The following is a 25,013-nucleotide window of genomic DNA, read 5'->3' as shown; positions in this document are numbered from 1 at the left end:
TCTACCTATTTGTTAATTCACACAACTCTAAAGAAGAATTTTCTAACTCGGCGATAGCGTTGTTAATTTCATTCAAGTCATTGCCTTGTAAAGCTTTTTTTGCGTTTTGTAATAGGTTTTTCAACTTTTGATCAGTGGAAACATTTTCAACTAGATGTATGAACTTGTTACCGTTAATTTTAGCCTCTGCAAGGGAACGAGCCTTCATATCTTCATCAAAGCCGTTTATTGACTGGTTAACCATATTTTGAACATCAGCTTCACTCAAGCCAAAATTTGAATTTACTTCAACTGTCTGCTCAATTCCAGTAGCTTTTTCTCTTGCAGTAACAGTCAAGATCCCGTCAACGTTAACTGTAAATTCTATTTCAATTCTTGCAGAACCTGCAGGCAGTGGCGGTATACCTTTTAGTTCAAACTGCGCTAGAGATTTGTTATCCTCTATCATTTCACGTTCTCCCTGACAAACGTGAATTTTCATTGCTGTTTGCCCATCAACATAAGTTGTAAACTCTTTTGTTTCTGAAACTGGCAGTGGTGTATTTCTTGGTATGATTTTTTCAACTATGCCTCCCATAGTTTCTATGCCAAGTGATAAAGGTAAAACATCAAGGAGAACAGAATGAGCCTGCAAAGCTGCTCCAATGACCACTGCTTTATCTGGATCTGCGTCACTTAGTACTTTATTTCCAAAGAGTTTGACTAGTGAATTTTGAACCAATGGTGTTCTAGTTGCACCACCAACTAAAATTACTCCTTTTATATCATCAATTTTAAGATCTATGTCGCTTATAGTACGAGTGACTATATTGATAGTCTTATTAACTAAAGGACTTATTGCCTGTTCGAACTTCTCTCTAGTTATTTCACATTCAAATGGCTTGCCGTTAATGTTAAAGCCAAAAGTGCCTGATGCATTTTCACTTAAGTATTCTTTCGCGGTACGGATATTGCAGGTTCCAGCGTTATATGTTGGAATGACATTAAGGTGTGTTGTCGACTCCTTGTTTAAACCTACTTCTTCTCTATACTTATCAAGTACAATTGAACTTAGTAGGTGATCAAAATCATCACCGCCGAGTTTGGTATCACCACCAACCGCAAGGACTTGAAACACTCCTTGATGTAATTTCAATATTGAAATATCAAATGTTCCTCCACCAAGGTCATAAACTGCATATATTCCACTGTTATTGTTCTTTTCAATGGAGTAAGAAAGCGCTGCAGAGGTTGGCTCGTTAACGAGGCGAAGAACTTCTATGCCAGCTAATTTTGCTGCATATTTAGTTGCGTTACGTGCTGAATCGTCAAAGTAAGCTGGCACAGTAATTACTGCTTTTTTCACTTTTATCCCTGTGGATTTTTTTACCCTCTCGCATAAAGCTTTTAATATCTCAGCAGAAATCTCAACAGGAGTAAGATACTTTTCCTCTGAGCATTTTACTCTAATAACTTTTTCACTTTCGTTATCTATTTCAAAATTGAGGCCTTCTTTATTTAATTCTTCAACACTTTCACCCATTAAACGCTTTATTGAGTAGATTGCATTTTGACCGACGTCACAGCCAGTTTTCAATGTATTATTTTCATACGAAATAACAGAAGGCAGTAGCTCTCTTCCCTGCTCATCTTTAAATATCTCCACGTTGCCAGCTTTATTTACCATAGCAATTAAAGAGTTAGTAGTGCCAAGATCTATACCAAAAACTACTTCACTTGAATTTGGTTCAGAAATTTGAATTGGTTGCATTCTTTTTCACCTCCTCAAATGACTTATATAAATATTTCAATCTTAAGACTTGTGTAGCAGCTCCATCAAAATTCTTTACAGCAAAAGTGTTAATTAGGTTTTTAACGCAATCTTTTATTTTTTCATCAACCATCCTACTTGCAAATTGTAGATCATCGCAGTCCAGCAAATATTCTCTTATTTCCATTGATTCATTTAATATTTCAGAATTTGGATGATCCTTTGGGCTTTCCACACCAAAAAGATTCAACAAATGCTCGGCACGTTTTAGAGGTGACTTTAGCACCTGATAAGCTTTGTTAATATTAATTATATTTTTAGATTGTCCTTCGTTTATATCAGTCCTGCTTAGCTCAATATATTTTTTCTCTAACTCATCAAAGCTGATATTGAAAGTTGGTTCAATTTCAAACAATGTAAAATAGCTGCTAGACATGAAAACTCTCTCCACAACCACATTTTCCTTTCTCATTAGGATTTTTGAAAACAAAACCCGATGAAAATTTTTCTTCTACATAATCCATTTCAGAGCCAAGAATAAACATGACAGATTTTGGATCGATCAACACTTTAACTTTTTGGCCATCACTACAGTTTTCCTCAATTATCGACTCTAAAGGACGAGTATCATACGCATATTCAATATCATATTTTAAACCAGAACATCCTTTTTGTTTAATTAGCACTCTTATTCCTATTGCTTCTTCTGATTTCTCAAGGTTAGTATGCTTCTTTTGGTCCAATAAATACCTTATCCTCTCCACTGCATTTGCAGTTATAGTGATAAGTTTTTTATCTTTCTTTATAGCATTTACTCCTTGATATTCACTCATGCTTTAGTTCTCAATGTCCACCTTTACTTTGTTTGTTTTGATAGTCATGAATAGCAGCCTTTATAGCATCTTCAGCAAGCACCGAACAGTGTATCTTCACTGGAGGTAAAGACAACTCTTCCACTATTTGAGTATTCTTTATCTGTGTTACATCTTCAATAGCTTTTCCTTTTATCATCTCTGTTAACAAGGAACTTGAAGCAATGGCAGAACCACAACCAAAAGTTTTAAATTTTGCATCTTCAATAACACCTTTGTCATTGACCTTTATCTGCAATTTCATTACATCACCGCACGATGGTGCACCAACTAAACCAGTACCAACATTTGGATCATTTTTATCCAGAGAACCAACATTCCTTGGATTTTCGTAATGATCTAAAATTTTTTCATTATAACTCATAAAATTACCTATAAACCACTGTTCTATATTATAACATATTTAGGTTAAAAACTAAAGTAAAATACACTAGCAAACGGTATATTTTACTCACAAAATACCCGCAAAGTGAGTGCATTTTACTTTACAAATACACGTAGTGCGTGTCATTCTCTATATTGTAATTAAGTTTATAATTTAAAAAGGAGTATTCCCTTGAGTTTGTTTAGTAACCTTTATAAAGGCTTGTTAAAAACTTCTTCTCGCTTTAGCGACGGGGTGAAAAGTATTTTTTCTGGCAAAAAAAAATTAGATCAGTCGCTTTTAGATGAGCTAGAAGAATTGCTAATTAGCATGGATATTGGTCATAAAACTTCTAAGTTGATTATCGATAGGCTCGCAAGCATCAAATTTGACAAGGAAGTTGAGCATAATATCATCACACAGCAGTTAATGAACGAAATAGAAGCTATATTAAACCCTGTCGTGCAACCGTTAGTTTTAAACAGAAAACCACACATAATAATGGTATGTGGAGTAAATGGTAATGGTAAAACCACAACTATAGGTAAGCTCGCATATAAATATAAGGAGATGGGAAAGTCCGTTATGCTTGTTGCATGCGATACATTTAGAGCTGCTGCTAGTGAACAATTAAACATTTGGGCAGAACGCTCTGGTTGTTCTATCGTTACTGGAGAGTACGGTAGCGATTCTGCGAGTGTGGCATATAGAGCTGTAAGTCAAGCTATGAAAGATAACGTTGATGTTGTTCTAATTGACACAGCAGGAAGGCTGCAAAATAATGTGAACCTTATGGAGGAGTTATCAAAAATATATAGAACGATAAAGAAATTGGATGACACTGCCCCTCATGATGTTATTTTAGTTCTTGACGCAACTACCGGCCAAAATGCTTATAGCCAATTAGAGGCATTTAGTAAGATGGTCAATGTTACCGGGCTAATCGTAACAAAGTTAGATGGCACTGCTAAGGGCGGAGTAGTAATTGGACTTGCAGAAGCTTATAAGGTAAAGTTACATGCTATAGGAATTGGTGAAAGTATAGAGGACTTAAAGGAGTTTACTAGTAAAGAGTTTGCTGAAGCGTTATTTAATTGTAATTAAAGACTTCTCTTAATTCCCTTACGTGACCAAGCTTAATTATCTCAATATCATGAGAAGAGTAATTACCATTTTTAGGCATAATTGCTTTTTTGAATCCTAACTTTTGTGCTTCTTTTAGTCTAAGATCAGCATGCGAGACATTCCTAATTTCTCCAGAAAGTGCAACTTCACCGCAGATTATTGAAGAAGTTGGCAGCGGTAAATTTACTACACTTGAAATAAGGGAAGCAGCAACAGCAAGATCAGCCGATGGTTCCTGTATTTTCAATCCTCCAGCGATGTTTAGGTACACTTCTTTATCATGCAAAAACATTTTACAGCGAGCATTTAGCACCGCGATGATCATAGCCAATCGATTAATATCCCACCCAACTACTGCCCTTCTTGGGGTTGCCATATTAGTCCCTGCTATCAACGCTTGAACTTCCATTAAAATTGGTCTTGAACCTTCAATTCCTGCAAATACGGCGCTGCCAACTACTTCTCTGTCATGGGCCATCAGAAACAATGATGATGGATTATCAACAGGCACAAGTCCTGCTTCAGACATCTCAAAAACACCAATTTCATTTGCAGGACCAAATCTATTTTTAATAGTGCGTAAAATGCGATATTGATTACTATTTTCACCTTCAAAATATAATACCGTATCTACTATATGCTCCAAAGTTTTAGGTCCAGCTATTTGTCCATCCTTAGTTATATGACCAACTATTAAAAGAGAAATACCATATTGTTTCGCAAGAATGGTTAATTCATGAGCGCAAGTACGAACCTGGGTTACAGTGCCTGGTGCCGATGTAATTCTGCTATCATACATTGTTTGTATAGAGTCAATTACTAAGAATTTAATACTTTTATTTTCCTTTATTGTTGCTACTACATCAGTTAAAGACACTGTAGATAAAAGCTTAATTTTAGGTTCATTTATCTTAAGACGCTTTGCTCTGAGGCTCACCTGCTCTAAAGATTCCTCGCCGGATACATAAAGACATTCAAAAGAGGAAAGTTGCACAACATTAGCTGCAATTCTAAGCAAAAGGGTGGATTTTCCAATACCAGGTTCGCCTCCAATTAGAATGCTAGCACCTTGAACGATACCCCCACCAAAAACTCTATCTAATTCTTCTACTCCTGTTAGAAAACGACTTGGAGTGATAATTTCGCTACCCGATAACGTCTTTATTAAAATTGGCGCAGATATACTTCTTTTGCCCGTTTTTACTGCTATTTCTTCAACAACTGTATCCCAATTGTCACATGCAATGCACTTTCCTACCCACCTACCAGTGCTGTAACCACAGGATTGACATACATATACAGTTTTCATCAAAGCCAAAATTATTTTGTTGTAATTGTAATAAAAATTAGCTGAATAGGCGAAGTAAATCTAAACACTGAGTCTCACAAACGTTTTGGTGCGAAGATAATTGTCATAAGTTGTGCCATTTAAATTCATGCACAATAATTGCACGAACGCTTCCCTCTAGGATCCAAGTAGCCCATTCTCCTGTCATTCCAGTAGCATCCTTTTTTTTGTCATCCGAGTAGCCCCTTTTTTGTCATCCCAGTGCCCAGACACTGGGATCCAGGAAAAAGAATGATGTCATGAAAGTAGCCCCTATGATGTCATTCCAGTGCTTGACACTGGGATCTCATTTTACTTTATGATGATGTCATGAAAGTAACTGACACTGGGATCCAGAAGACTTAATTTCAACCAAGTGACTGCATAATAAAGGCTAGATCCCAGTGTCACGCACTGGGATGACACCTTACTATTACCCATAAATCTAAAAACGCGAATTCTGGATTAAGGAAGGAAGAAAGTATAGGAAATAGAAGGCTTTGTGGATTTGATGGAATAGGAAATGAGAGTAGAAAAGATATGAACCAAAAAATTAACAGGGGATCTATGGCGAGTGTGTTCAATTTCTAGTCTATTTTTTAGGTAACCAAAAACAGTCTCAATGATAGACCTTTTTCTCAGTAAAATCTTCTCATTTAGCGAAATCAATGTATTTTTCATACCTTTTTTCACCTTGGTAACAAGTTTCAAACCTCGGTCAAACAGCTTCTGAAAAAGCTCTTTTGCAATATAACCTTTGTCACCAAACAAAAGACCGATTAATTTTTCCGTCAGATTTGGCACAGGTATCCTATCATCAACATTGCCTTTTGTTAGCGTAAGTGCATGAATTTCAACATTTTCATTGATTACCATATGTAATTTGAAACCAAAAAACCAGCCGTAAGTGCTCTTGCTTAATTTTGCAATTCCAGCAAAAACTTTGTTTTTGGATATTCTTTTTGCATGACAAACTGCAATGGGAGTTGTGTCTATATATGAAATTCCAGTGTTTTCTGACTGTCCACAAAGCCAATGCAACAACATTGCTAAATGCCACAAAACCCTAGGCTTTAGAGCAACAAACCTGGTATATGAAGGTAACTTTGGAAACTCTGATTTGTAGAGCAACGTTAGGTAATGTAGATAGAAAGTTTTACACGGAGATTGTTGATATAGCAGGATTATTGTCATGATTTCGGAGTGCTCAATTTCCGTTGTTCTTGTGGGGTTTTTACCATTTGGCAGTAGTTTATCTGCAAAATTTTTCTCTATATCTCTGCAAAAATCATCGACCAAACAAAACAGTTTTGTTATATCTTCCATGGGTAACCTCATCTATTTTTTTATCACTGCTGAGTTTACCCTGTTTTCTTGCCTCTTCTATTCTCCTTTAATCCAGAATTCACGTTAAGAAAAGTGCTGCCAAGCTTTTGGCCCAATATTAATTCGGCTATTGATTTTGTCTTTCAGCTCTCGGGGAAATCTTACTTCGGTTAGCTATATAAGAGAAATTATGAGGTGGGTGGCCAAGTTAGGAGGGTTTTTAGCTCGCAAAAATGACTTAGAACCAGGCCCTATAGCTTTGTGGAAGGGATGGAAACGTCTCTTTGATTTAGCAGAAGGATGGAGACTTGCTCATGCATTCTATACTTGTGGGTAATAGTAAGGTGTTAGTGGGATCTAGAGATACCGCGGCGGTATGATGTAGAGTGCTTAGAAGCGGTTATTTTGCTATAAATGGCTGTAATGGCATCATCTATTTTATTGCTATCACAGCCTGTTTGTGCAAGTTCAGCATTCCCACCACAGTTCTTTTCAACTGCTATTGATATTAGTTCTTTTGCGCTAATCTTATTGATTAAGTCTTTACTTACTTTAATAATCAAGACTGTTTTATCTTTTTCTGTTGCCGTGAAAGCTATTACCGTTTTTGGTTTTTGTTGCTGCAAAACAAACTCTCTTATTACATTTGCTGGAATATCAGTGAAAGTGTGGCTTATAAAATTTATTCCATTTATTTCAGTGCTTTTTATATTCTCTGCACTCACAAGCTTTTTATATAGGTTTCTTATTTTGGTTTCGGATTTTTTGTGTTCTTGACTTAAAACACTTAATCTGCTTGTTATTTCACTTACTGGTACTTTTACGAATTCTGCAACTTTTTTTAAGTTAATTTCATTATCACGTACATAATTGATTGCTTCCTGACCAGTTAAAGCTTCAATTCTCCTCACTCCAAAAGCAACAGAACTTTCTGTTACTACCTTAAATAAACCGATTTCTCCAGTATGTTCAACGTGCGTGCCACCACATAGCTCTTTCGAATCTCCAATATTTACAACTCTAACCTGATCACCATATTTTTCACCAAACAACGCCATGGCTCCTTCGTCTATTGCCTGATTCATGCTTTGAATTTTTGTAGATGCAGAAAGATTTTCTCTGATTAGAGAGTTTACCATATCCTCTACCCAGAATAACTGATCTTGAGTCACTTGAGTGTTATGGCTGAAGTCGAATCTCAGTCTATCTGGTGCAACTAGGGAACCTTTTTGAGTGACATGATCACCCAAGATTTTCCTCAATGCAAAGTGCAGAAGATGCGTAGCCGAATGATTTCTTCTTAAGGTTTGCCTTCTTTCCTTGTCGATGTTTGCTGTAACTACATCACCTTTACAAATTGAGCCGAATTTAACTATGCATCTGTGCAAACATAGGTCATTAATCTTATTGGTATTTTCCACTATAACCATACTTCCAGCAATGCGATCTGTCGTCATTCCAGCGCTTGACCACGTGTTTTCTTCTTTCTGGATCCCAGTGTCTGCTACTTGGATGACAGAAGGGACAATGAAACTTCCAGTATCCCCCACCTGTCCACCTGACTCGCCATAAAAAGGTGTTTTATCAAGTATAATGGTTATCTTTTCTCCCTCCTTTGCAGAATCAATTACTTCATTTTTAGAGGAAACTATAGCTAGTATTTTCGCATCACTTACTTCATTGAACTCATAACCAACAAATTTTGTTTTGCCAAGTTTATTGATCAAATCAAACCATACTTGCTCAACAGATTTTTCACCAGATCCAGCCCATTTAGCACGTGCTCTCTCTTTTTGTTCTCCCATTGCATCATCAAAACCCTTCTGGTCAAAATTTATTTTTTTCTCTTTTAAAACATCAAGTGTAATATCCAAAGGAAACCCATAGGTGTCATATATCTTAAATGCTGATTCTCCAGGTAAAGTATCGCCCGATTTTAAATCTGTAGTGAATTTCTCCAGAAGATTGATACCTTTCATCAAAGTGTCTTTAAAGTTTTCTTCCTCTGATTTTAACGTCGTTTCTATTAAGCTTTTGGCTCTGACTAATTCAGGATAAACATCTCCCATATAAGCCGAACTCGTGCTATCTATCAGCGCCGGAAAAATGCGATGGAGTAGAGAATCATTATATCCAAGCAGGTGGATATAACGCGCGGCTCTCCTAATTAATCTGCGTAATACGTAATTCCTGCCCTCATTTCCAGGAAGCACTCCTTCTGCGATGAGAAATGCAGCCGCGCGAAGATGATCTGCTACGATCTTATGCGCTATTTTATTTTCCGTTCTTCCACAGTACTCTTGAGATTTATTGATCAGAGCAGAAAATAGATCAATATCATAGTTATCATGGACATTTTGCATTACAGTAGCTATTCTCTCAAGACCCATTCCAGTATCGATGCATTTTTTCGGCAATTTGTGTAAATTACCTTCTTCATCTTTGTTAAACTCCATGAATACCAGATTCCAGATTTCAACAATTCTATCGTCGTCTTGCAAATTAGGACTCCCATGGTCATAAAAAATTTCAGAACATGGACCGCATGGACCAGTGCTTCCCATACTCCAAAAGTTATCATCCGTTGTAATTCTCATGATTTTATCACTTGAAAAGCCACTTATCTTACGCCAAATCTCGTACGCCTCATCATCAGTATGGTAGACGGTTATGGATAGTCTGTTTTTATCAAGAGATAACTCGTTAGTGATAAATTTCCACGCAAATTCTATCGCAGTTTCCTTAAAGTAATCACCGAAGCTAAAATTTCCGAGCATTTCAAAAAATGTGTGATGCCGAGTTGTATAGCCAACATTTTCAAGATCGTTGTGTTTACCGCCTGCTCTTAGGCACTTTTGACTTGAGACAGCACGTTTCATTTCAGTTTTTTGAGCACCAGTAAAAATATTTTTAAACTGCACCATACCAGCATTTGTGAACATGAGCGTTGGGTCATGTTCTGGAATCAAAGGAGAAGAAGAAACCTGCTCGTGGTCATTACTTAAAAAAAATTTTATAAATCTTTCTCTGATTTCACTTAACTTCATTATTTTTATTGAGATTATTCATGCATAATAAGCTGCAATGGAAATAAAATCAATTACAATACCACCACTCTCTAGATCTCAGAACTTCTAGTGATATGCACCTTGTGGTAAGGAAAAATCAATATATTCACGATAAATTCACCTCATATCTGTGTTTTATATGTGGAAATTGGAATGGAAATTTATGTAGGCAAAGAAAAAAGAATAGCAAATGTGGTAACTGAGCACTGGAGTGACATAAAAGGACCAGACAGAGATTGGCCAGAAAGGCACGAAATAGACACTGCAGAAATAATGGAGTCATGGCAGCATTGTTTTATCATTGAAGTCAAGGATCAAGGTTATATTTGTGAAAATGCAGGAGAAAAGGCTGTTGAATTCTATGGTTTTGAGAAAAAGACGCGCATTGATAATAAGTATGCAATTGATGCACCATTTTTGCGACTATATAAAATAGATGCAGTTATTGATAAACTTGATGCTGTAATAGAGAGTAAATGCCCAATCAATGAAGAGGAAGAAAGTGAAAGTGTTAAAATGAGGCAGGTATTGTTGCCACTTGGGAATAAAGAAGGTATAACACACATATTGGGCGTAATTACTTTTAAACTCCTTTAATATACAATTTTAATTTGATTCTTTAATAAAATTATTTATACTAATGCTTAATTACTATTAAAGAACTCAATAGTAGTGTTTGTAAATTTATTTGGAATATGAAGAGAATAAAATTAAAAACCAAATCTTCTGTTAAAAAGCGCTTTCACCTTACAGCTAAGGGTAAAGTCATTTCTACTCAGTCAGGCAAAAGGCATGGCATGGTAAAGAGAAGTAAATCTAATATTCGTAATCAGCGCGGTACAACGATTCTTGGTAAATCTGACTCGCGTATAGTTAAGCTTTATATGCCTTATGGTATTTAACAAAATGGAGGTAAAATAAAATGGCTCGAGTAAAACGTGGAGTCACTACTCACGCTCGTCATAAAAAAATATTGAAACTGGCAAAGGGTTATAGAGGACGTGCAAAAAGCTGTTATAGAATTGCATTACAAAGAGTTGAAAAAGCACTGCAATATGCTTACAGAGACAGAAGAACCCGTAAACGTGATTTCCGTAGCTTATGGATAATACGTATTAATGCAGCAGCAAGAGAGCATGGGCTTACTTATGGTAGGTTTATGCATGGTCTTACACTTGCCGGCATTGATTTAAATAGAAAAATTCTTGCTGAGATGGCCGTTAATTATAAGGATGATTTTGCCAAATTAGTAGAAGCTGTAAGTGGTAAATTAGCGAAGAATTCTTAAAGCAAAAACACTTGAAAGCATGAGAATTATTTTCATGGGATCACCAGGATTTGCTGTTAATTCTCTGAGCTTGTTACTGAAATCAAAGAGCGAAGTGGTAGCAGTATACACCAAGGCTCCAAAACCTTCAGGACGTGGACAGAAGCGAACGAAATCTCCAGTACATGTTATCGCTGAAGAAAGTAACATAGAGGTATGTACTCCTATCTCTCTAAAGTTTTTAGCAGAGCAAGAAAAATTTAGAAATTTCAAACCAGACGTTGCAGTTGTTGTTGCGTATGGGTTGATACTTCCAAGAAAAATTTTGAATATTCCTAAATATGGTTGTATTAATATTCATCCTTCATTACTACCAAGGTGGCGTGGTGCAGCTCCGATACAGCACACAATTTTAGCAGGAGATCAAGAAACCGGGGTTAGCATTATGCAATTGGATGAAGGATTAGATTCCGGCCCTATTTTAAAACAGGAAAAATTTCTTATCGAAAAGAACGATAACTACAAGACATTGCATGATAAATTGTCTGAATTAGGCAGTGATTTACTGCTGAAAGTGCTAAACGAAATTGAAAAACAGGTTCCCTTAAAACAGAACGATAATGATTCATGTTACGCTGACAAAGTGGAAGACTATAAAATTTATGCAAGTGATGCTTGTGAGGTTGCTTATAGAAAGGTTAAAGCGTTTTACCCAAAAGCGTTCATCAAGATAGAGAATAAACGTATTAGGATACTTGATGCTGACTTTGAAGCTCTCGCTTCAGAACAAGGTAAGATTGTTAACGATAATATGCACATAAGTTTAAAAGGTGGCACTTTAATTCCTAAAGTTGTACAAATGGAAGGGAGAAATCCTTGCAGTATTGAAGATTTTATTCGTGGCTTGAAATCAAGCATGGTAAAAAAATTTATAGAATAGACTGCTTTAAATTAGTGTAGAAATGTAATAGCTAAATTTCCTTTTCTTAGATATAATCTTAAAAAACTTTCTGTACAAAAATGAAAATAAAAAGAGCTTTAATATCAGTATACGACAAAACGAATATAATTGATCTTGCATCGTTTTTAATGCAGCAACAAATAGAAATTCTCTCAACAGGAAATACTTATAAAGCACTATCTGATGCCGGAATAAAAACACAAGAGGTCTCAGATTACACACAATTTCCAGAGATACTGGGTGGTAGAGTAAAAACTTTACACCCTAAAATTCATGGAGGAATACTTTGCAATAGAGAAAAGCACAAAACGGAAATGCAAAATCTAAGTGTTGAGCCAATAGACCTGCTTATAACTAACCTATACCCATTTTGGGAGACAGTAAGTAGCGGCTCAAATGAAGATCAAATTATAGAACAAATTGATATCGGCGGAGTGGCGTTAATTAGAGCCGCAGCAAAAAACTTTTGTTTTACTTCAGTTATTTCTAGCATTCAAGACTATGAAGCACTAAAAGCTGAGATGATAAAAAATAACAATGAAACAACATTGGAATATAGAAAACATTTAGCAACCAAAGCATTTGCTCTCACTGCACACTATGATTCTAATATTCACAGTTGGTTTTTATCCCAGAGTAAAAATAATGAGTTGCCAGAGTTTTTTGCACTATATGGACATAAAGTACAAGAACTCAGGTATGGTGAAAATCCCCATCAAAAAGCTGCATTTTATAGTAATCAATTTACCAAATATCCGCTAGAAAAAATACATGGGAAAGAGTTGAGTTATAATAATATAGTAGATATAGAGTCCGCACTTAACATAATTTCTGAGTTTAAAGAGCCTGCAGCAGTGATAATAAAGCACAATAACCCATGTGGCACTGCTGTTGGTGATAATGCTTTGGAGGCATATGAAAAGGCCCTATCGTGTGATGAAGTAAGCAGTTTTGGTGGTATAGTAGCTTTAAATCGGGAGATAGATTTAAAGCTAGCAGAAAAATTAAACGAGATATTTTTGGAAGTAGTGATAGCACCTTCAGTCAGCAATGAAGCACTAAAAATTTTGCAAAGAAAGAAAAATTTAAGAGTGATTATTCATAAATCTTTTCAACAAAATGTGAAATACCAAACTAAAAATGTTGTTGGTGGGTTTTTGGTGCAAGAAAATAATGACCACACAATAAAAGCAGAACAAGTAACAGAATGCACTACAACAGAAAAAGAAAAGGAAGATCTTATTTTTGCCTGGAAAATATGTAAACATGTGAAATCCAACGCAATAGTTATAGCAAAAGATGGTTGTGCTATTGGCATCGGTGCAGGGCAAACAAGCAGAATAGATAGTGTGAACATTGCAGTAAAAAAAGCAGGTGAAAAATGTAAAGGTGCAGTGCTTGCTTCAGATGCATTTTTTCCATTCCCAGATAGCATAGTAGAAAGTGCAAAACATGGAATTACAGCTATAATTCAGCCTGGTGGCTCGCTGAAAGATCAAGATGTGATAAAAGCTGCAAATGAAAATAAAATTGCTATGTTTTTCACTGGCGTTCGCAGTTTTTTCCATTAGGCTTTGTGTCTTAGAGCCTGTCTTCAAACTAAGTAGAAAGGAGTTAAGAAGTGTGTTATAAGATATATTTTAAATGTACCCAAGCGATATAAGTGACAAAGAATGGAAGATAATAGAGCTATATTTTGAACCTAAAAAGACCGGTAGACCAAGAAAACATAGTATTAGAACAATTATTAACGCAATCCGCTATATGATGAGAACAGGATGTCAATGGAGACAACTGCCTAAAGATTTTCCACCATGGAAAACAGTGTATAGTTGTAATTAGCGATTGAAAAAAAGTGGAATATGGCAAGAGATTCATGATTTTCTAGTTAAAAAAGTAAGAGAGATAATTGGTAAGAATGAAACTCCATCAGTGGGAATAATAGATAGCCAATCAGTAAAAACTACTCAAAAAGGGGATCCAGAGGATATGATGCTGGCAAGAAAGTAAAGGGTAGAAAGCGCCACATCGTTGTAGATACTGTAGGTCTTGTAATTGCTGCTGAAGTACAAAGTGCAAGCATTCAGGATCGTGATGGTGCACTAAATCTTTTTGTTCAAGCCAAATGCAAAGCTCCAACATTACATAAGTTTTTTGCTGATCAAGGATACACAGGTAAATTGCAAAACCTCTGCTTATTGGAAACTGGATGTTTATTGACGATTACCAAGAAAATAGTTGATACAGGATTTCAGGTTATTCCCAAACGTTGGATTGTTGAGAGAACCTTTGCTTGGCTCTCCAATTTTAGACGTATGAGTAAGGATTATGAGCATTCTCCTCTCACTTCAAAAAACAACATCTTCTTTAATATGATCACTATTATGCTTCACAAATTAGCTCATTCTTGAGTTTGAAGACAGGCTCTAAAGATTTCGTTTACAGAATCTAGTAACTCAGCTATGCAGAATGAAAAAAGTTTGTATGGTATACAAATATAGTGTGTTTTTTTATAATTATTTTCTATAATGCGTAAACCTTTGGTCCAAGCTGTAAATGCTACCATAGGCATTAAAAGTTAATTAACAAACTGCAATGTATAATAAAATAAAGAAACTTGTAAGATTTTGATCTTACAGATTATAAACTTGTCATAAAGTTTAATAGTGTCTGTTACTGCTTTTAGGTGTGAGGCTAGAGGGTTATTAGCAGTAACAGACACTATTAAACTTATTATAGAATTTACTTAAAGTAAATACTTAATTTAAAATATTATTACTTACAATAGATTTATGTAAATGCTTTTTTCCTCAAATTAGTATTGTACTATTATACTTGTTGAATACTAAAAAATTATTAACCATCACTAATCTCTATTTGCATAGTAAGTTTATATATACTATTATACAGTATATCATTTAGTTTTATAGCAAACAAACAAAAGATATGGTGAAGTTATTTGCACTATTGATAATATTTTACTCAAATATATCTGTTGCCTCTGCTCCTACTTCCTGGCAATTTGGATTTCCTGCTCCTGCAACTGAAGTAATGGAGGCTGTAGTTAGGTCACATTCGTTTGTAATGGTTGTGATGGTTGCAATAATGCTTTTTGTGTGGGCGCTGCTTGCTTATGTAGTATTTCGCTTTCGTAAAAGCAAAGTGGCAAACGTAAGCCAAACTAACCACAATGTCCTTTTAGAAATTATTTGGTTTGTTATACCAACGATTATTGTTGGTATATTAGCCTTTGAAAACGCTAAATTACTGAAGCTACAGGAAGAAATACCGAAAGCTGATATAACACTGAAAGTTATTGGCCATCAATGGTATTGGAGTTACCAATATCCAGAATATCAAGGTGTGTCATTTGATAGTTATATTAAGGGAAAAGAAGACTTTATCGAAGGAGATTTAAAGCTATTCTCTGTTGATAACAACGTCGTTTTACCCATTAATACTAACGTTCGTTTACAAGTTACAGCAGGAGATGTGATACACAGCTGGGGAGTACCGGCTTTCGGTGTAAAAATTGATGCGATACCAGGTAGGCTGAATGAGGCGTGGTTTAATATCAAAAAGCCTGGTGTTTATTACGGGCAGTGCTACGAATTGTGTGGTCAAGGCCATGGATTTATGCCAATTGTTGTTGAAGCAGTAAGAAAAGAAGATTTTAATAAGTGGATTGAAAATAGAAAATTAGTGAGTTAAATTTGGAGTATAGATATGAGTGACGTACCAAAGGGCATAAAGCGTTGGTTGTTTTCCACTAATCATAAAGACATAGGGACACTGTACATTATTTTTTCCATATTAGCTGGAATTATTGGTGGATTATTATCGGTGATTATTCGCACTCAGCTAATGCACATTAATATACTTAACAATAATTATCAATTATATAACGTAATGGTTACAGGGCATGCGTTGATAATGGTATTTTTTATGATAATGCCAGCCTTAATGGGAGGATTTGGTAATTGGTTTGTACCCCTTATGATCGGTGCACCCGACATGGCATTTCCTCGTATGAATAATTTAAGTTTTTGGTTATTAGTGTCATCTTTTATTTTGCTCATTCTCTCAGTGTTTATTGGTGAAGGTCCAGGTACGGGTTGGACTTTATATCCACCTTTATCACAGGTAATGTCCCATCCAAGTGCAGGAGTTGACATTGCTATACTTGCACTTCATGTTGCTGGTATGTCGTCAATTGTTGGGGCGATCAACTTTATAGTTACTATATTTAACATGCGCACAAAAGGAATGTCATTAACTAAGATGCCACTGTTTGTTTGGTCTGTCTTGCTAACAGCATTTATGTTGATTGTTGCCTTACCAGTGCTTGCCGGTGCTATAACTATGCTTCTTACTGATCGCAATGTTGGTACTTCCTTTTTTGATCCTGCCGGTGGCGGAGATCCTGTGTTATTTCAACATCTATTTTGGTTTTTTGGTCATCCAGAAGTTTACGTAATTATTTTTCCTGTATTTGGCATCATAAGTCAGGTTGTATCAACTTTTTCTCACAGACCTGTATTTGGTTACATAGGGATGGTTTATGCTATGATAGGTATAGCAGTATTTGGCTTTATGGTTTGGGCTCATCATATGTTCACTGTTGGGCTTAGTGCTGACGCTGCTGCATTTTTTAGCACTACCACAATTTTTATCGGTGTTATAACTGGTGTAAAAGTCTTTAGCTGGATTGCAACTATGTGGGGTGGAGCAATTGAGTTTAAGACCCCTATGCTATTTGCACTAGGTTTTATTTTCATGTTTGTTGGCGGTGGCATAACGGGAATAATTCTTTCTAATGGTGGAATAGATAAGCTTCTGCATGATACCTACTATGTTGTTGCTCACTTCCATTATGTCATGTCACTTGCTGCATTATTTGGAGCTTTTGCTGGCTTTTATTATTGGATTGGTAAAATGTCGGGTAAACAATATAATGAGCGCTTAGGTCAAATCCACTTTTGGCTTACTTTTATTAGTACCAATACCACTTTTTTACCTCAACATTTCTTAGGATTAGCTGGTATGCCAAGGCGTATACCTGATTATCCTGATGCGTTTATCCCTTGGAATTATATATCCTCAATTGGTTCATATATGTCCTTTGTTTCAGTTATGTTTTTTGTGTTTATAGTTATACATCTCTTTAAATGGGGCAAAAAAGCTGGAGATAATCCTTGGGAAGGTGACACCTTGGAATGGACGGTATCTTCACCACCACCTTTTCATACTTTCGAAAAGCCACCAGTGGTAAAATAGAATGTACACAAGTGTTTTGCTAAATGTTGAATCGACAATACTGGATTTTTGGCGTTTGCTGAAGCCAAGGATAATGTATCTTGTGGTATTTACTGCAGTTGCTGGTATGGTTACTGCACCAGGTAGTATGCACCCTTTTCTAGCACTAATATCTCTTATATGTGTTGCTCTTGGCTCAGGATCTGCAGGTGCTATAAATATGTGGTATGACAGAGACATAGATCTGCTCATGGAAAGGACAAAAAACCGCCCTATACCCTCAGGAAGAATTCTTGCAGAAAGTGCGCTTGAATTTGGTATAACTCTTGGAATATTGTCAGTATTTATCATGGCAATAACAGTAAACTATATTTCTGCTGCTTTGCTTGCAGTTAGCATATTATTTTACGTTTTCGTATATACAATTTGGCTAAAAAGGCGTACTCCACAGAATATCGTTATCGGTGGTGCAGCAGGTGCTTTTCCTCCAATGATTGGCTGGGCAGCTGTGACTAATTCTGTCAGTTGGGAAAGTTTCATTTTATTTTTAGTAATTTTTATGTGGACTCCACCACACTTTTGGGCCCTATCTTTAAATAAGTCTGAAGACTATGCAAGAGCATCGATTCCTATGTTCAATATTGTTTATGGTCCGGAAAAAACAAGAAAATATATATTAATTTATAGTGTGTTGCTGGTATTAACCAGCTTGCTTCCAGCTCTATTTTTGAAAAAGGCTTTACTTTATCTAAGCATGGCAATTTTTGCAGGTTGCATCTTTATTTGGTACGCTATATCAATTCTCAGATTCAAGAACCACAACTCACAGAAACAAATGTTTTCTTATTCAATTTCTTATCTATTTTCCCTATTCGCCAGTATTATTTTTTGTTCTATTGATTTATTTTAGTTATGAAAGAACGGCAGAAGCATAAAAACTATTTTTTACTTTTCCTTTTGGTAATGCTCGTTGTCACACTTTTTTTTGTTTCTATAATAAAATTTAAAGGTGCAGCTTAAACTACCTTTAGAAATTGTGCTTTCATAAAAGCAACTATATACTTTAATTAATTCATTACAGTTAAAGATGAGCAAAAAGGAAGTGACAATATACACGGATGGGGCGTGTTCTGGTAATCCTGGAGCGGGAGGATGGGCAGCTATCATATTATTTCAAGATTATAGAAAAGACATTTATGGTAGAGAAGAAAATACCACAAACAATAAAATGGAGTTAACAGCGGTGATCAATGGGCTAAAAGTATTGAAATTTTCTTGTAATATTAATTTATATACGGATAGTCTTTATATTAAGCATGGCATAACAGAGTGGATAAATAAGTGGAAAATGAATGGCTGGAAAACAAGTAATAAAAAATCAGTAAAAAGTATGGAATTGTGGAAAGAGCTAGACAACGTTGCTTCACAACACGAAATTGATTGGAAGTGGGTTAAAGCACACAGTGGCAATAAATATAATGAGGAGGCTGATATTTTAGCAAGAAAAGCAATAATCGATGCTTAAAAAAATTACTATATTATTTTCCGTAGCTTTATTGTTCATATTGTGCTTCTTTATTTTTTTAAAGCCTTTAGAAATCAATATTAATTATATTAATTTTTATGTTAAACATAAAATATCAAAAGTATTTGTTGGCTCAAGCGTTAATATGGAGAATACCTCAGTTGTTTGGCAGAAAGATGGCAAAGATCCGTATTTAGTCATTACAGATTTGGCAATAGCAAACCCTAATTTTACTATAAAAGTTCCTGAGCTTTTTGTACATTTTAAGTTAAGTTCCTTATTTAAAGCTAGCACAAATCTCTCTCAGGTTTCAGCTGATAATGTGCATGTATGTATCAAGAGAGAAGAAACTAATGTTAATCCGCAAAACTCATTAGACCTTTTGGATAATCATTGTTTAAATAGTAACCGCCTTCCTTCGGTGTCATTCCAGCGCGTGACGCTGGAATCTAGAAAAAAAGAAACAAGTAGTCAAGCTACTTGGATGACAAGGACGAGTGCTGGAATGACAGGAAAGAATTTCAAGATGACAGAAAGCAGTGCAAAAAATCTATTAAAAACAATAAGGGAATTTTTTTTTGACTTAAATGCGGATTCAAAAATTGAATTTACTAACATCGCTATTGATAAAAGCACAGAAGATGAATTTTTTATTGATAAATTATATATAGGGAAGGGGGAAGATTTTAATGTTTTAGATATTCATGTGAATACAAAAGATGGAAAGGGATTTTTGGATGATTTATCAATTACAATAAAAAATCGCAACAATTTGCTAAATGTATACGGGACATTTTATAATCTAAAATTGGGACTATTGAGCGAGTTTTCTACATTAGTTAAAAGCTACAATTTGGACAAAAATATAGGATTCAAAGGAAGCTTCTCAGTGAAAATTAATAAAAAGGATGAAATTGTAGATGGAAATATATACGTATTGAATACAGAAAATTATTTGAACAAAAATTTGGCCTTAACTAATGTAAATATAAATTTAACATATAGTGATGGAATTATTAGTGTAAAAAACTTCCATTTTAAGTTAAATGACACGTATCTCTCTTTAATAGGCAAGATGAACTTTAGTACAAGTCATGCTTTGCTTAGAATTAATATTAGCAAGTTTGCTGCAAAGGATTTATGTACTTATGTACCAGATGGTGTAGTGAATAGTAAATTTAGAAGCTGGTATTGTGATAATATTAATGGGGATGTTTTAAATACCATTGTAAGTTTCAATGGCAAAATTAACAATTTGGTTGATGACGATCTGTCAGACATTGTAATTGTTGCTGATATAGAAAATGGTAGCGTAAAATTTGATGAAGATTTTGAGCAAGTAAAGGAACTAAAGGGTGATTTGATCATCAAGAATAACGATCTTGAGATTACTGTAAATAGCGCTAAGTTTCAGAATTTCACTATTAATGGTGGTGATATTGAAATGAAATCTCTCAATAAGGAAAATTCAGTTCTAACCATTAATGGCCAAGCTGTAAGTGATGCGTATGGTTTATATGAGCCTATAAGATTTAAGCTGGATGATGTGGTGAAGGTTGAAAGGGATAAAGTAAGTGGAATGGCAAAATCTGTATTTAATTTTCGCATTTTTAATCTAAATGCTGATGACAAAAAAGTAGACTTCTCAGCAAATTTTCATTCTGAAATTGACAATTTGGCCGTCTATAATGCAAGTCTTGGTAAATATGACATTAAGCTTAGTTTTGGCAGTGACTTTATAGATTTAAATGGTAGTGGTATGGTGAATAACACACAGCTATTATTTGACCTGAAAAGTAGCAATAGGAATGAAAGTTTTGCCTGGAATTTGACTGGAGATTTACCCGCTCAAATACTTGATTTTGATGAAAATATAGGTGGCTATGTCAATACAAATATAGAATCGGTGATAAATCAAGATAAGACGGGACATGTTAATGGTAATATGGATTTATCAGAGCTTGAATCACGTTCAAGTTATTTTGGGTGGAAAAATCGTTTTGAAGATCACAATAAAGTTTTGTTCTCTGTAAAATTAAAAGGTGCCGATGAATTGTTAATAGACAAATTAGATGTTATAGGAAATGACCTAGATATAAAATTCAGCGGAAGAGTAGGAAATGGAAATTTATATTTAAATTCTAGTAGTTTTAAATTGCCTGATAATGATTTTAGTATAGAAATTGAATCAGGTAAGGAAAAAAATGCCATAACTATTTATGGTGAGAAAATCAATTTGAGTGATATTTTAGGCTTGCTTGGCAAAAACAATAATGGATTAAACAAAGATATAGAAATTAGTATGAATGTTGACAATGTAATTATGAAAGAAGGCGTCGTTATCAAAAATGCTAAGCTGAATGTAACCTGTACCAAAGGTAATTGCAATGGAAGTCAATTTACAGGACAGTTTCTAGAAGATAGCAGCAACATACTAGCGGAATACAGTGGAATAGGGCTCGAAATATATGCGGATAATGCAGGTATACTTTCGTGTTCCTTAGGTATTAGTAAATCAGTCAAAAATGGTAAACTTTCTCTTTATCTATCTCCTCAAAGAGAAAATGAAGAACATTATGGCATGTTATCTATTAGTAATTTTTATATCAAAGATGCTCCACTACTCACTACTTTATTATCGATGTCTTCGCTTCCTGGTATTGTAAATGCTATAAAGGATGAAGGTGTATACTTTTATAAATGTAATGTACCTTTCTCATACAAAGATGGCTCTGTCGAAATTGAAGAATCTTGGCTTGAAGGGGCGGAATTAGGCATTAGCACTAGCGGTAAGCTTGACGTTAGAAATTATAAATTCCAAGTTGAAGGACAGGTAATACCAGCATATTCAATTAATAAATCTTTGTTAAAAATTCCTATAATTGGGAAACTTCTTACTGGCGGGAAAAGTAGGGGAATCGTTTCAATAGACTATAAAGCAAGTGGTGATGACAAAAACAATAACGTATCTGTTGATCTTATCTCTTCGCTAACTCCAAACCTATTAAAGAGGTTATTGGGAGTGTTTGATCGCATTATGACAAAAACTAACGAAGCTGTCATCGGTGGCTTAAAAGGTGGTGTGAAAAAGAAATTTGGTTCGACATGACCAAAAGGGAAGTTGTTTAACAAAATTATGGACAAAAATGCAAGAATTTCGGAATGATCCACCTGGTTTTTTATCTAATTATTTAAGCAATACCACTCTCTTTCTGGAAACTTGATTATGATAAAGTAAAAGTTATTTCTTTACAAAATTATAGACAAAAAATGCAAGAATTTCCGAATGATCCACCTAGTTTTTTATCTAGTTGTTTAAGTGCCCTTTATCGCCTACCATATCTGCAAAGTTATAAATACAACTAGAAACGTGAATTCTGGATTAAAGGAGAATAGAAAAGGCAAGAAAACAGGGTAAACTCAGCAGTGATAAAAAAATAGATGAGGTTACCCATGGAAGATATAACAAAACTGTTTTGTTTGGTCGATGATTTTTGCAGAGATATAGAGAAAAATTTTGCAGATAAACTACTGCCAAATGGTAAAAACCCCACAAGAACAACGGAAATTGAGCACTCCGAAATCATGACAATAATCCTGCTATATCAACAATCTCCGTGTAAAACTTTCTATCTACATTACCTAACGTTGCTCTACAAATCAGAGTTTCCAAAGTTACCTTCATATACCAGGTTTGTTGCTCTAAAGCCTAGGGTTTTGTGGCATTTAGCAATGTTGTTGCATTGGCTTTGTGGACAGTCAGAAAACACTGGAATTTCATATATAGACACAACTCCCATTGCAGTTTGTCATGCAAAAAGAATATCCAAAAACAAAGTTTTTGCTGGAATTGCAAAATTAAGCAAGAGCACTTACGGCTGGTTTTTTGGTTTCAAATTACATATGGTAATCAATGAAAATGTTGAAATTCATGCACTTACGCTAACAAAAGGCAATGTTGATGATAGGATACCTGTGCCAAATCTGACGGAAAAATTAATCGGCCTTTTGTTTGGTGACAAAGGTTATATTGCAAAAGAGCTTTTTCAGAAGCTGTTTGACCGAGGTTTGAAACTTGTTACCAACGTGAAAAAAGGAGACTGTTTTTGGTTACCTAAAAAATAGACTAGAAATTGAACACACTCGCCATAGATCCCCTGTTAATTTTTTGGTTCATATCTTTTCTACTCTCATTTCCTATTCCATCAAATCCACAAAGCCTTCTATTTCCTATACTTTCTTCCTTCCTTAATCCAGAATTCGCGTTAGAAGGGTAGGGGATAAAAGTTCGTTATTTTACTATATTAGGTCATCATGTTGGTGATGATCATGATTACATAGTGAGTAATTGCCTACGTAGTTTTCGTCAGCATCGTGATTAACATCAGGTTTAAGCAAAGAAAGATTGTCATCGGATTGTTCTTCCTCTTTAGACCCAAATAACCATGAAAAGAATGATAAGATAGAATCAATAACGGATTTAATTGCTGGAAAAATATTGGATAAGAAATTACTGGGTTGCTCTATTTCATCCACATCCACTTCAGATTTACTTCTGCTTATAAGTGTCTTATCTAACCATTCGGATATATTCTTGTCTGGATTATGAAAATACATTTGACTTATCTCCTTATTTTCATCAACAAAAATTACTACAGTTGCATTCTGACTTAATGGCCCCTCATTTAATCCATCACATTCACTAATGAGCGATTCATGAGAGTTCTTAATGTCTTTGATAAATTGAAGTTTTTCTTTTTCTGCTGAAAGATAACCTTTGTGTTGTATATCATAATTGGTCCCTTTGTACTTAAATTGCAACACTCCTGTAAACTCTGTGTATTCATTGCCTTTTTGTTCTTCTTCTGGTTCTGGATTCGTGCGGTTTTCATTTGCCTCTTCTTTAGACTTACTTCTGCTTATAAGCGTCTTATCTAGCTGTTTGAATATATTTTTGTCGGAGTTTTGAAAATACATTCGACTTATCTCCTTATTTTCATCAACGTAAATCGATAAAGCTGTATTCTCATTCCCCAATCCATCACATTCACTAACGAGCGATTCATGAGAGTTCTTTATATCTTGAATAAATTGAAATTTTTCTTCTTCTGAAAGGTCCTTGCGGTATATACTATAAGTTGTACCTTCGTATTTAAAACTAAACATCCATCCACGATCTTCATATTCATCTAGTCCAGAATTCTTGACACGTTGTATAATTTGAAATTTCTCTTCTTCTGAAAGGTCCTGACGGTATATACGACCAGTTGTATCCCTATATTTAAATTGAAACATCGATCCACGGTCTTTATATTCATCTACACCCATCTGCTTGCAAATAGCTTTATAATTTTTTTCTTCTACCTCAAGTCCAATTGCATTTGCCATCAGCTGACCATTTACAAAGTCCAATTTTCTTACTTTTGCTTCGGAAAGCTTAAATTGAAACACATGACCGAATTCATGGGCTAAAACGTTGTCCGTATAAACATTTTTATAGAGCAATACGCTTTCTCCGTTCGTCATCCCACCAGAAATATTGAGCGAAGATTGACTCCGTGAAAACCCAGGAACCGAAGTGCCATAGCTCCTATAATCATCTCCATTATTAAAAATATAGGTATGCACAGTAACTTGAATATTACTAGCAATACAAAACTTTGCTTTATATGCTTCATAAGCATTTTTAATATCGAGCTTCATTTGCTCCTGCTCTTGTTGCGATACATTGTCATAATGTATTACGCAATTCAACTTTCCGTGTTCAAAATTAAATTGATTAGGCAGCACATCTTGTAATCCTACGTATTTTGTACTCTCACCAAAGTTTTTTGATTGTGCAGTTTTATATAAATTATTACGGTATGTAATAGAGTTTCCGTTAGGCAACTTAGGTATCTGCGCAATCGCTGTTCCATTACTATCATAGAAGAAAATATCAGAATTACCAATCCTAAAATCCGTTATAGATTGCCCGCAAGTGCTATCATTTGCACAATCGTGATGATTTGGGTCATTCTTCTTATGAAACCATGCGTTGGTGTATTTTTCCATTTTGATACCTTACTACTAAACCTTACTATATTATTATCTTGGTAAAAATCATAATAATTCGTTAACTTGTATTTTAAATCTGTATATCAAGTGTACTTTTCTCATAAAGCGCCAATTG

General features: G+C 35.0%; 23 protein-coding genes and 2 pseudogenes. 17 read left to right on the top strand and 8 right to left on the bottom strand.

Annotated elements, in window-relative coordinates; genetic code table 11:
* Window position 1: 1 nt before the first annotated feature.
* Genes hscA through iscU form a run of 4 tightly spaced genes read right to left on the bottom strand, consistent with a single transcriptional unit; the run spans window position 2 to window position 2,986 of the window.
* Window positions 2–1,750 carry a Fe-S protein assembly chaperone HscA gene (hscA, locus tag ACFELZ_RS06345; RefSeq protein ID WP_375315949.1) on the bottom strand — a complete coding sequence of 583 codons (1,749 nt, stop codon included), beginning with the start codon at window positions 1,748–1,750 and terminating at the stop codon, window positions 2–4.
* Window positions 1,728–2,186 (bottom strand): iron-sulfur cluster co-chaperone HscB C-terminal domain-containing protein, encoded by a 459-nt coding sequence (locus tag ACFELZ_RS06340; protein ID WP_253309542.1) that lies wholly within the window; start codon window positions 2,184–2,186, stop codon window positions 1,728–1,730. Before ACFELZ_RS06340 ends, hscA begins: the two co-directional genes overlap by 23 nt.
* The gene (locus ACFELZ_RS06335) at window positions 2,179–2,583 is read right to left on the bottom strand and encodes a HesB/IscA family protein (protein WP_375315948.1); all 405 of its coding nucleotides are present in this window, start codon (window positions 2,581–2,583) and stop codon (window positions 2,179–2,181) included. The genes ACFELZ_RS06340 and ACFELZ_RS06335 overlap by 8 nt, the downstream gene beginning before the upstream one ends.
* A 10-nt stretch (window positions 2,584–2,593) precedes the next feature.
* Window positions 2,594–2,986, bottom strand: coding sequence for a Fe-S cluster assembly scaffold IscU (iscU, locus tag ACFELZ_RS06330; RefSeq protein WP_375315947.1), 393 nt, complete (start codon window positions 2,984–2,986; stop codon window positions 2,594–2,596).
* Between the two features lie 192 nt (window positions 2,987–3,178).
* On the opposite strand from iscU, the gene ftsY reads away from it, so the two are divergent.
* Window positions 3,179–4,090, top strand: a complete 912-nt coding sequence (gene ftsY, locus ACFELZ_RS06325) for a signal recognition particle-docking protein FtsY (RefSeq protein ID WP_375315946.1) — start codon at window positions 3,179–3,181, stop codon at window positions 4,088–4,090.
* Here the strand turns inward: ftsY and radA are convergent.
* Both radA and ACFELZ_RS06310 read right to left on the bottom strand, forming a co-directional pair.
* Complete coding sequence (radA, locus tag ACFELZ_RS06320) at window positions 4,077–5,420, bottom strand: DNA repair protein RadA (protein WP_375316688.1); 1,344 nt, start codon at window positions 5,418–5,420, stop codon at window positions 4,077–4,079. The two genes, ftsY and radA, sit on opposite strands and share 14 nt — an antisense overlap.
* Before the next feature lie 483 nt (window positions 5,421–5,903).
* Window positions 5,904–6,764 carry an IS982 family transposase gene (locus tag ACFELZ_RS06310; protein WP_375315786.1) on the bottom strand — a complete coding sequence of 287 codons (861 nt, stop codon included), beginning with the start codon at window positions 6,762–6,764 and terminating at the stop codon, window positions 5,904–5,906.
* A 48-nt stretch (window positions 6,765–6,812) separates the two neighbouring features.
* Between ACFELZ_RS06310 and ACFELZ_RS06305 the strand changes: the two genes are divergently transcribed.
* Window positions 6,813–6,938 carry a hypothetical protein gene (locus ACFELZ_RS06305; RefSeq protein ID WP_375315945.1) on the top strand — a complete coding sequence of 42 codons (126 nt, stop codon included), beginning with the start codon at window positions 6,813–6,815 and terminating at the stop codon, window positions 6,936–6,938.
* Window positions 6,939–6,960: 22 nt separating this feature from the next.
* Window positions 6,961–7,101: pseudogene (locus ACFELZ_RS06300) on the top strand (IS4 family transposase); the annotation flags it as partial.
* A gap of 10 nt (window positions 7,102–7,111) precedes the next feature.
* Here ACFELZ_RS06300 and alaS read toward each other — a convergent pair.
* Complete coding sequence (gene alaS, locus ACFELZ_RS06295; protein WP_375315944.1) at window positions 7,112–9,811, bottom strand: alanine--tRNA ligase; 2,700 nt, start codon at window positions 9,809–9,811, stop codon at window positions 7,112–7,114.
* A gap of 174 nt (window positions 9,812–9,985) precedes the next feature.
* On the opposite strand from alaS, the gene ACFELZ_RS06290 reads away from it, so the two are divergent.
* From ACFELZ_RS06290 to ACFELZ_RS06225, 14 genes and pseudogenes are all read left to right on the top strand, one after another.
* The gene (locus tag ACFELZ_RS06290) at window positions 9,986–10,429 is read left to right on the top strand and encodes a PAS domain-containing protein (protein WP_253309455.1); all 444 of its coding nucleotides are present in this window, start codon (window positions 9,986–9,988) and stop codon (window positions 10,427–10,429) included.
* A 98-nt stretch (window positions 10,430–10,527) separates the two neighbouring features.
* Window positions 10,528–10,734, top strand: coding sequence for a 50S ribosomal protein L35 (gene rpmI / locus ACFELZ_RS06285; protein WP_064125368.1), 207 nt, complete (start codon window positions 10,528–10,530; stop codon window positions 10,732–10,734).
* 20 nt (window positions 10,735–10,754) lie between these two features.
* Window positions 10,755–11,120, top strand: coding sequence for a 50S ribosomal protein L20 (rplT, locus tag ACFELZ_RS06280; protein WP_341820877.1), 366 nt, complete (start codon window positions 10,755–10,757; stop codon window positions 11,118–11,120).
* A 19-nt stretch (window positions 11,121–11,139) separates the two neighbouring features.
* Entirely contained in the window at window positions 11,140–12,039 is a 900-nt protein-coding gene (gene fmt, locus ACFELZ_RS06275; protein WP_375315943.1) for a methionyl-tRNA formyltransferase, read from the top strand.
* 80 nt (window positions 12,040–12,119) lie between these two features.
* Window positions 12,120–13,631: a bifunctional phosphoribosylaminoimidazolecarboxamide formyltransferase/IMP cyclohydrolase gene (purH, locus tag ACFELZ_RS06270; RefSeq protein WP_375315942.1), complete on the top strand. Its 1,512-nt coding sequence runs from the start codon at window positions 12,120–12,122 to the stop codon at window positions 13,629–13,631.
* A 73-nt stretch (window positions 13,632–13,704) separates the two neighbouring features.
* Window positions 13,705–13,902, top strand: a complete 198-nt coding sequence (locus ACFELZ_RS06265) for a transposase (protein ID WP_375315805.1) — start codon at window positions 13,705–13,707, stop codon at window positions 13,900–13,902.
* A gap of 3 nt (window positions 13,903–13,905) precedes the next feature.
* The gene (locus tag ACFELZ_RS06260; RefSeq protein WP_375315781.1) at window positions 13,906–14,070 is read left to right on the top strand and encodes a hypothetical protein; all 165 of its coding nucleotides are present in this window, start codon (window positions 13,906–13,908) and stop codon (window positions 14,068–14,070) included.
* Window positions 14,013–14,471: a transposase gene (locus tag ACFELZ_RS06255; RefSeq protein WP_375316623.1), complete on the top strand. Its 459-nt coding sequence runs from the start codon at window positions 14,013–14,015 to the stop codon at window positions 14,469–14,471. Before ACFELZ_RS06260 ends, ACFELZ_RS06255 begins: the two co-directional genes overlap by 58 nt.
* 535 nt (window positions 14,472–15,006) lie before the next feature.
* Window positions 15,007–15,771, top strand: a complete 765-nt coding sequence (coxB, locus tag ACFELZ_RS06250) for a cytochrome c oxidase subunit II (protein WP_375315941.1) — start codon at window positions 15,007–15,009, stop codon at window positions 15,769–15,771.
* 15 nt (window positions 15,772–15,786) lie between these two features.
* Window positions 15,787–17,337, top strand: coding sequence for a cytochrome c oxidase subunit I (gene ctaD / locus ACFELZ_RS06245; protein WP_375315940.1), 1,551 nt, complete (start codon window positions 15,787–15,789; stop codon window positions 17,335–17,337).
* Window position 17,338: 1 nt separating this feature from the next.
* Complete coding sequence (locus ACFELZ_RS06240) at window positions 17,339–18,226, top strand: heme o synthase (protein ID WP_375315939.1); 888 nt, start codon at window positions 17,339–17,341, stop codon at window positions 18,224–18,226.
* A 177-nt stretch (window positions 18,227–18,403) separates the two neighbouring features.
* Complete coding sequence (gene rnhA, locus ACFELZ_RS06235; RefSeq protein WP_375315938.1) at window positions 18,404–18,841, top strand: ribonuclease HI; 438 nt, start codon at window positions 18,404–18,406, stop codon at window positions 18,839–18,841.
* Window positions 18,834–21,950 (top strand): AsmA-like C-terminal domain-containing protein, encoded by a 3,117-nt coding sequence (locus ACFELZ_RS06230; RefSeq protein WP_375315937.1) that lies wholly within the window; start codon window positions 18,834–18,836, stop codon window positions 21,948–21,950. Before rnhA ends, ACFELZ_RS06230 begins: the two co-directional genes overlap by 8 nt.
* A 344-nt stretch (window positions 21,951–22,294) precedes the next feature.
* Window positions 22,295–23,093 (top strand): annotated as a pseudogene (locus tag ACFELZ_RS06225) (IS982 family transposase).
* Window positions 23,094–23,140: 47 nt separating this feature from the next.
* On the opposite strand, the gene ACFELZ_RS06220 reads toward ACFELZ_RS06225, so the two are convergent.
* Window positions 23,141–24,895, bottom strand: a complete 1,755-nt coding sequence (locus ACFELZ_RS06220; protein WP_375315936.1) for a hypothetical protein — start codon at window positions 24,893–24,895, stop codon at window positions 23,141–23,143.
* Window positions 24,896–25,013: the final 118 nt, after the last annotated feature.

Source organism: Wolbachia endosymbiont (group A) of Colletes cunicularius, from assembly GCF_964264715.1.
GTDB lineage: Bacteria > Pseudomonadota > Alphaproteobacteria > Rickettsiales > Anaplasmataceae > Wolbachia.
Note: the sequence above shows the minus strand (reverse complement) of the source record. Positions and strands in the feature narration are given on the sequence as shown.

Coding starts and splice junctions, on each gene's coding strand:
- alaS (WP_375315944.1), bottom strand. CDS start 9,811: ATGAAGTTAAGTGAAATCAGAGAAAGATTTATAAAATTTTTTTTAAGT.
- ACFELZ_RS06290 (WP_253309455.1), top strand. CDS start 9,986: ATGGAAATTTATGTAGGCAAAGAAAAAAGAATAGCAAATGTGGTAACT.
- hscA (WP_375315949.1), bottom strand. CDS start 1,750: ATGCAACCAATTCAAATTTCTGAACCAAATTCAAGTGAAGTAGTTTTT.
- ACFELZ_RS06240 (WP_375315939.1), top strand. CDS start 17,339: ATGTACACAAGTGTTTTGCTAAATGTTGAATCGACAATACTGGATTTT.
- ACFELZ_RS06230 (WP_375315937.1), top strand. CDS start 18,834: ATGCTTAAAAAAATTACTATATTATTTTCCGTAGCTTTATTGTTCATA.
- fmt (WP_375315943.1), top strand. CDS start 11,140: ATGAGAATTATTTTCATGGGATCACCAGGATTTGCTGTTAATTCTCTG.
- ACFELZ_RS06265 (WP_375315805.1), top strand. CDS start 13,705: ATGTACCCAAGCGATATAAGTGACAAAGAATGGAAGATAATAGAGCTA.
- rplT (WP_341820877.1), top strand. CDS start 10,755: ATGGCTCGAGTAAAACGTGGAGTCACTACTCACGCTCGTCATAAAAAA.
- ACFELZ_RS06310 (WP_375315786.1), bottom strand. CDS start 6,764: ATGGAAGATATAACAAAACTGTTTTGTTTGGTCGATGATTTTTGCAGA.
- ACFELZ_RS06340 (WP_253309542.1), bottom strand. CDS start 2,186: ATGTCTAGCAGCTATTTTACATTGTTTGAAATTGAACCAACTTTCAAT.
- ctaD (WP_375315940.1), top strand. CDS start 15,787: ATGAGTGACGTACCAAAGGGCATAAAGCGTTGGTTGTTTTCCACTAAT.
- radA (WP_375316688.1), bottom strand. CDS start 5,420: ATGAAAACTGTATATGTATGTCAATCCTGTGGTTACAGCACTGGTAGG.
- ACFELZ_RS06220 (WP_375315936.1), bottom strand. CDS start 24,895: ATGGAAAAATACACCAACGCATGGTTTCATAAGAAGAATGACCCAAAT.
- purH (WP_375315942.1), top strand. CDS start 12,120: ATGAAAATAAAAAGAGCTTTAATATCAGTATACGACAAAACGAATATA.
- coxB (WP_375315941.1), top strand. CDS start 15,007: ATGGTGAAGTTATTTGCACTATTGATAATATTTTACTCAAATATATCT.
- rpmI (WP_064125368.1), top strand. CDS start 10,528: ATGAAGAGAATAAAATTAAAAACCAAATCTTCTGTTAAAAAGCGCTTT.
- iscU (WP_375315947.1), bottom strand. CDS start 2,986: ATGAGTTATAATGAAAAAATTTTAGATCATTACGAAAATCCAAGGAAT.
- rnhA (WP_375315938.1), top strand. CDS start 18,404: ATGAGCAAAAAGGAAGTGACAATATACACGGATGGGGCGTGTTCTGGT.
- ACFELZ_RS06335 (WP_375315948.1), bottom strand. CDS start 2,583: ATGAGTGAATATCAAGGAGTAAATGCTATAAAGAAAGATAAAAAACTT.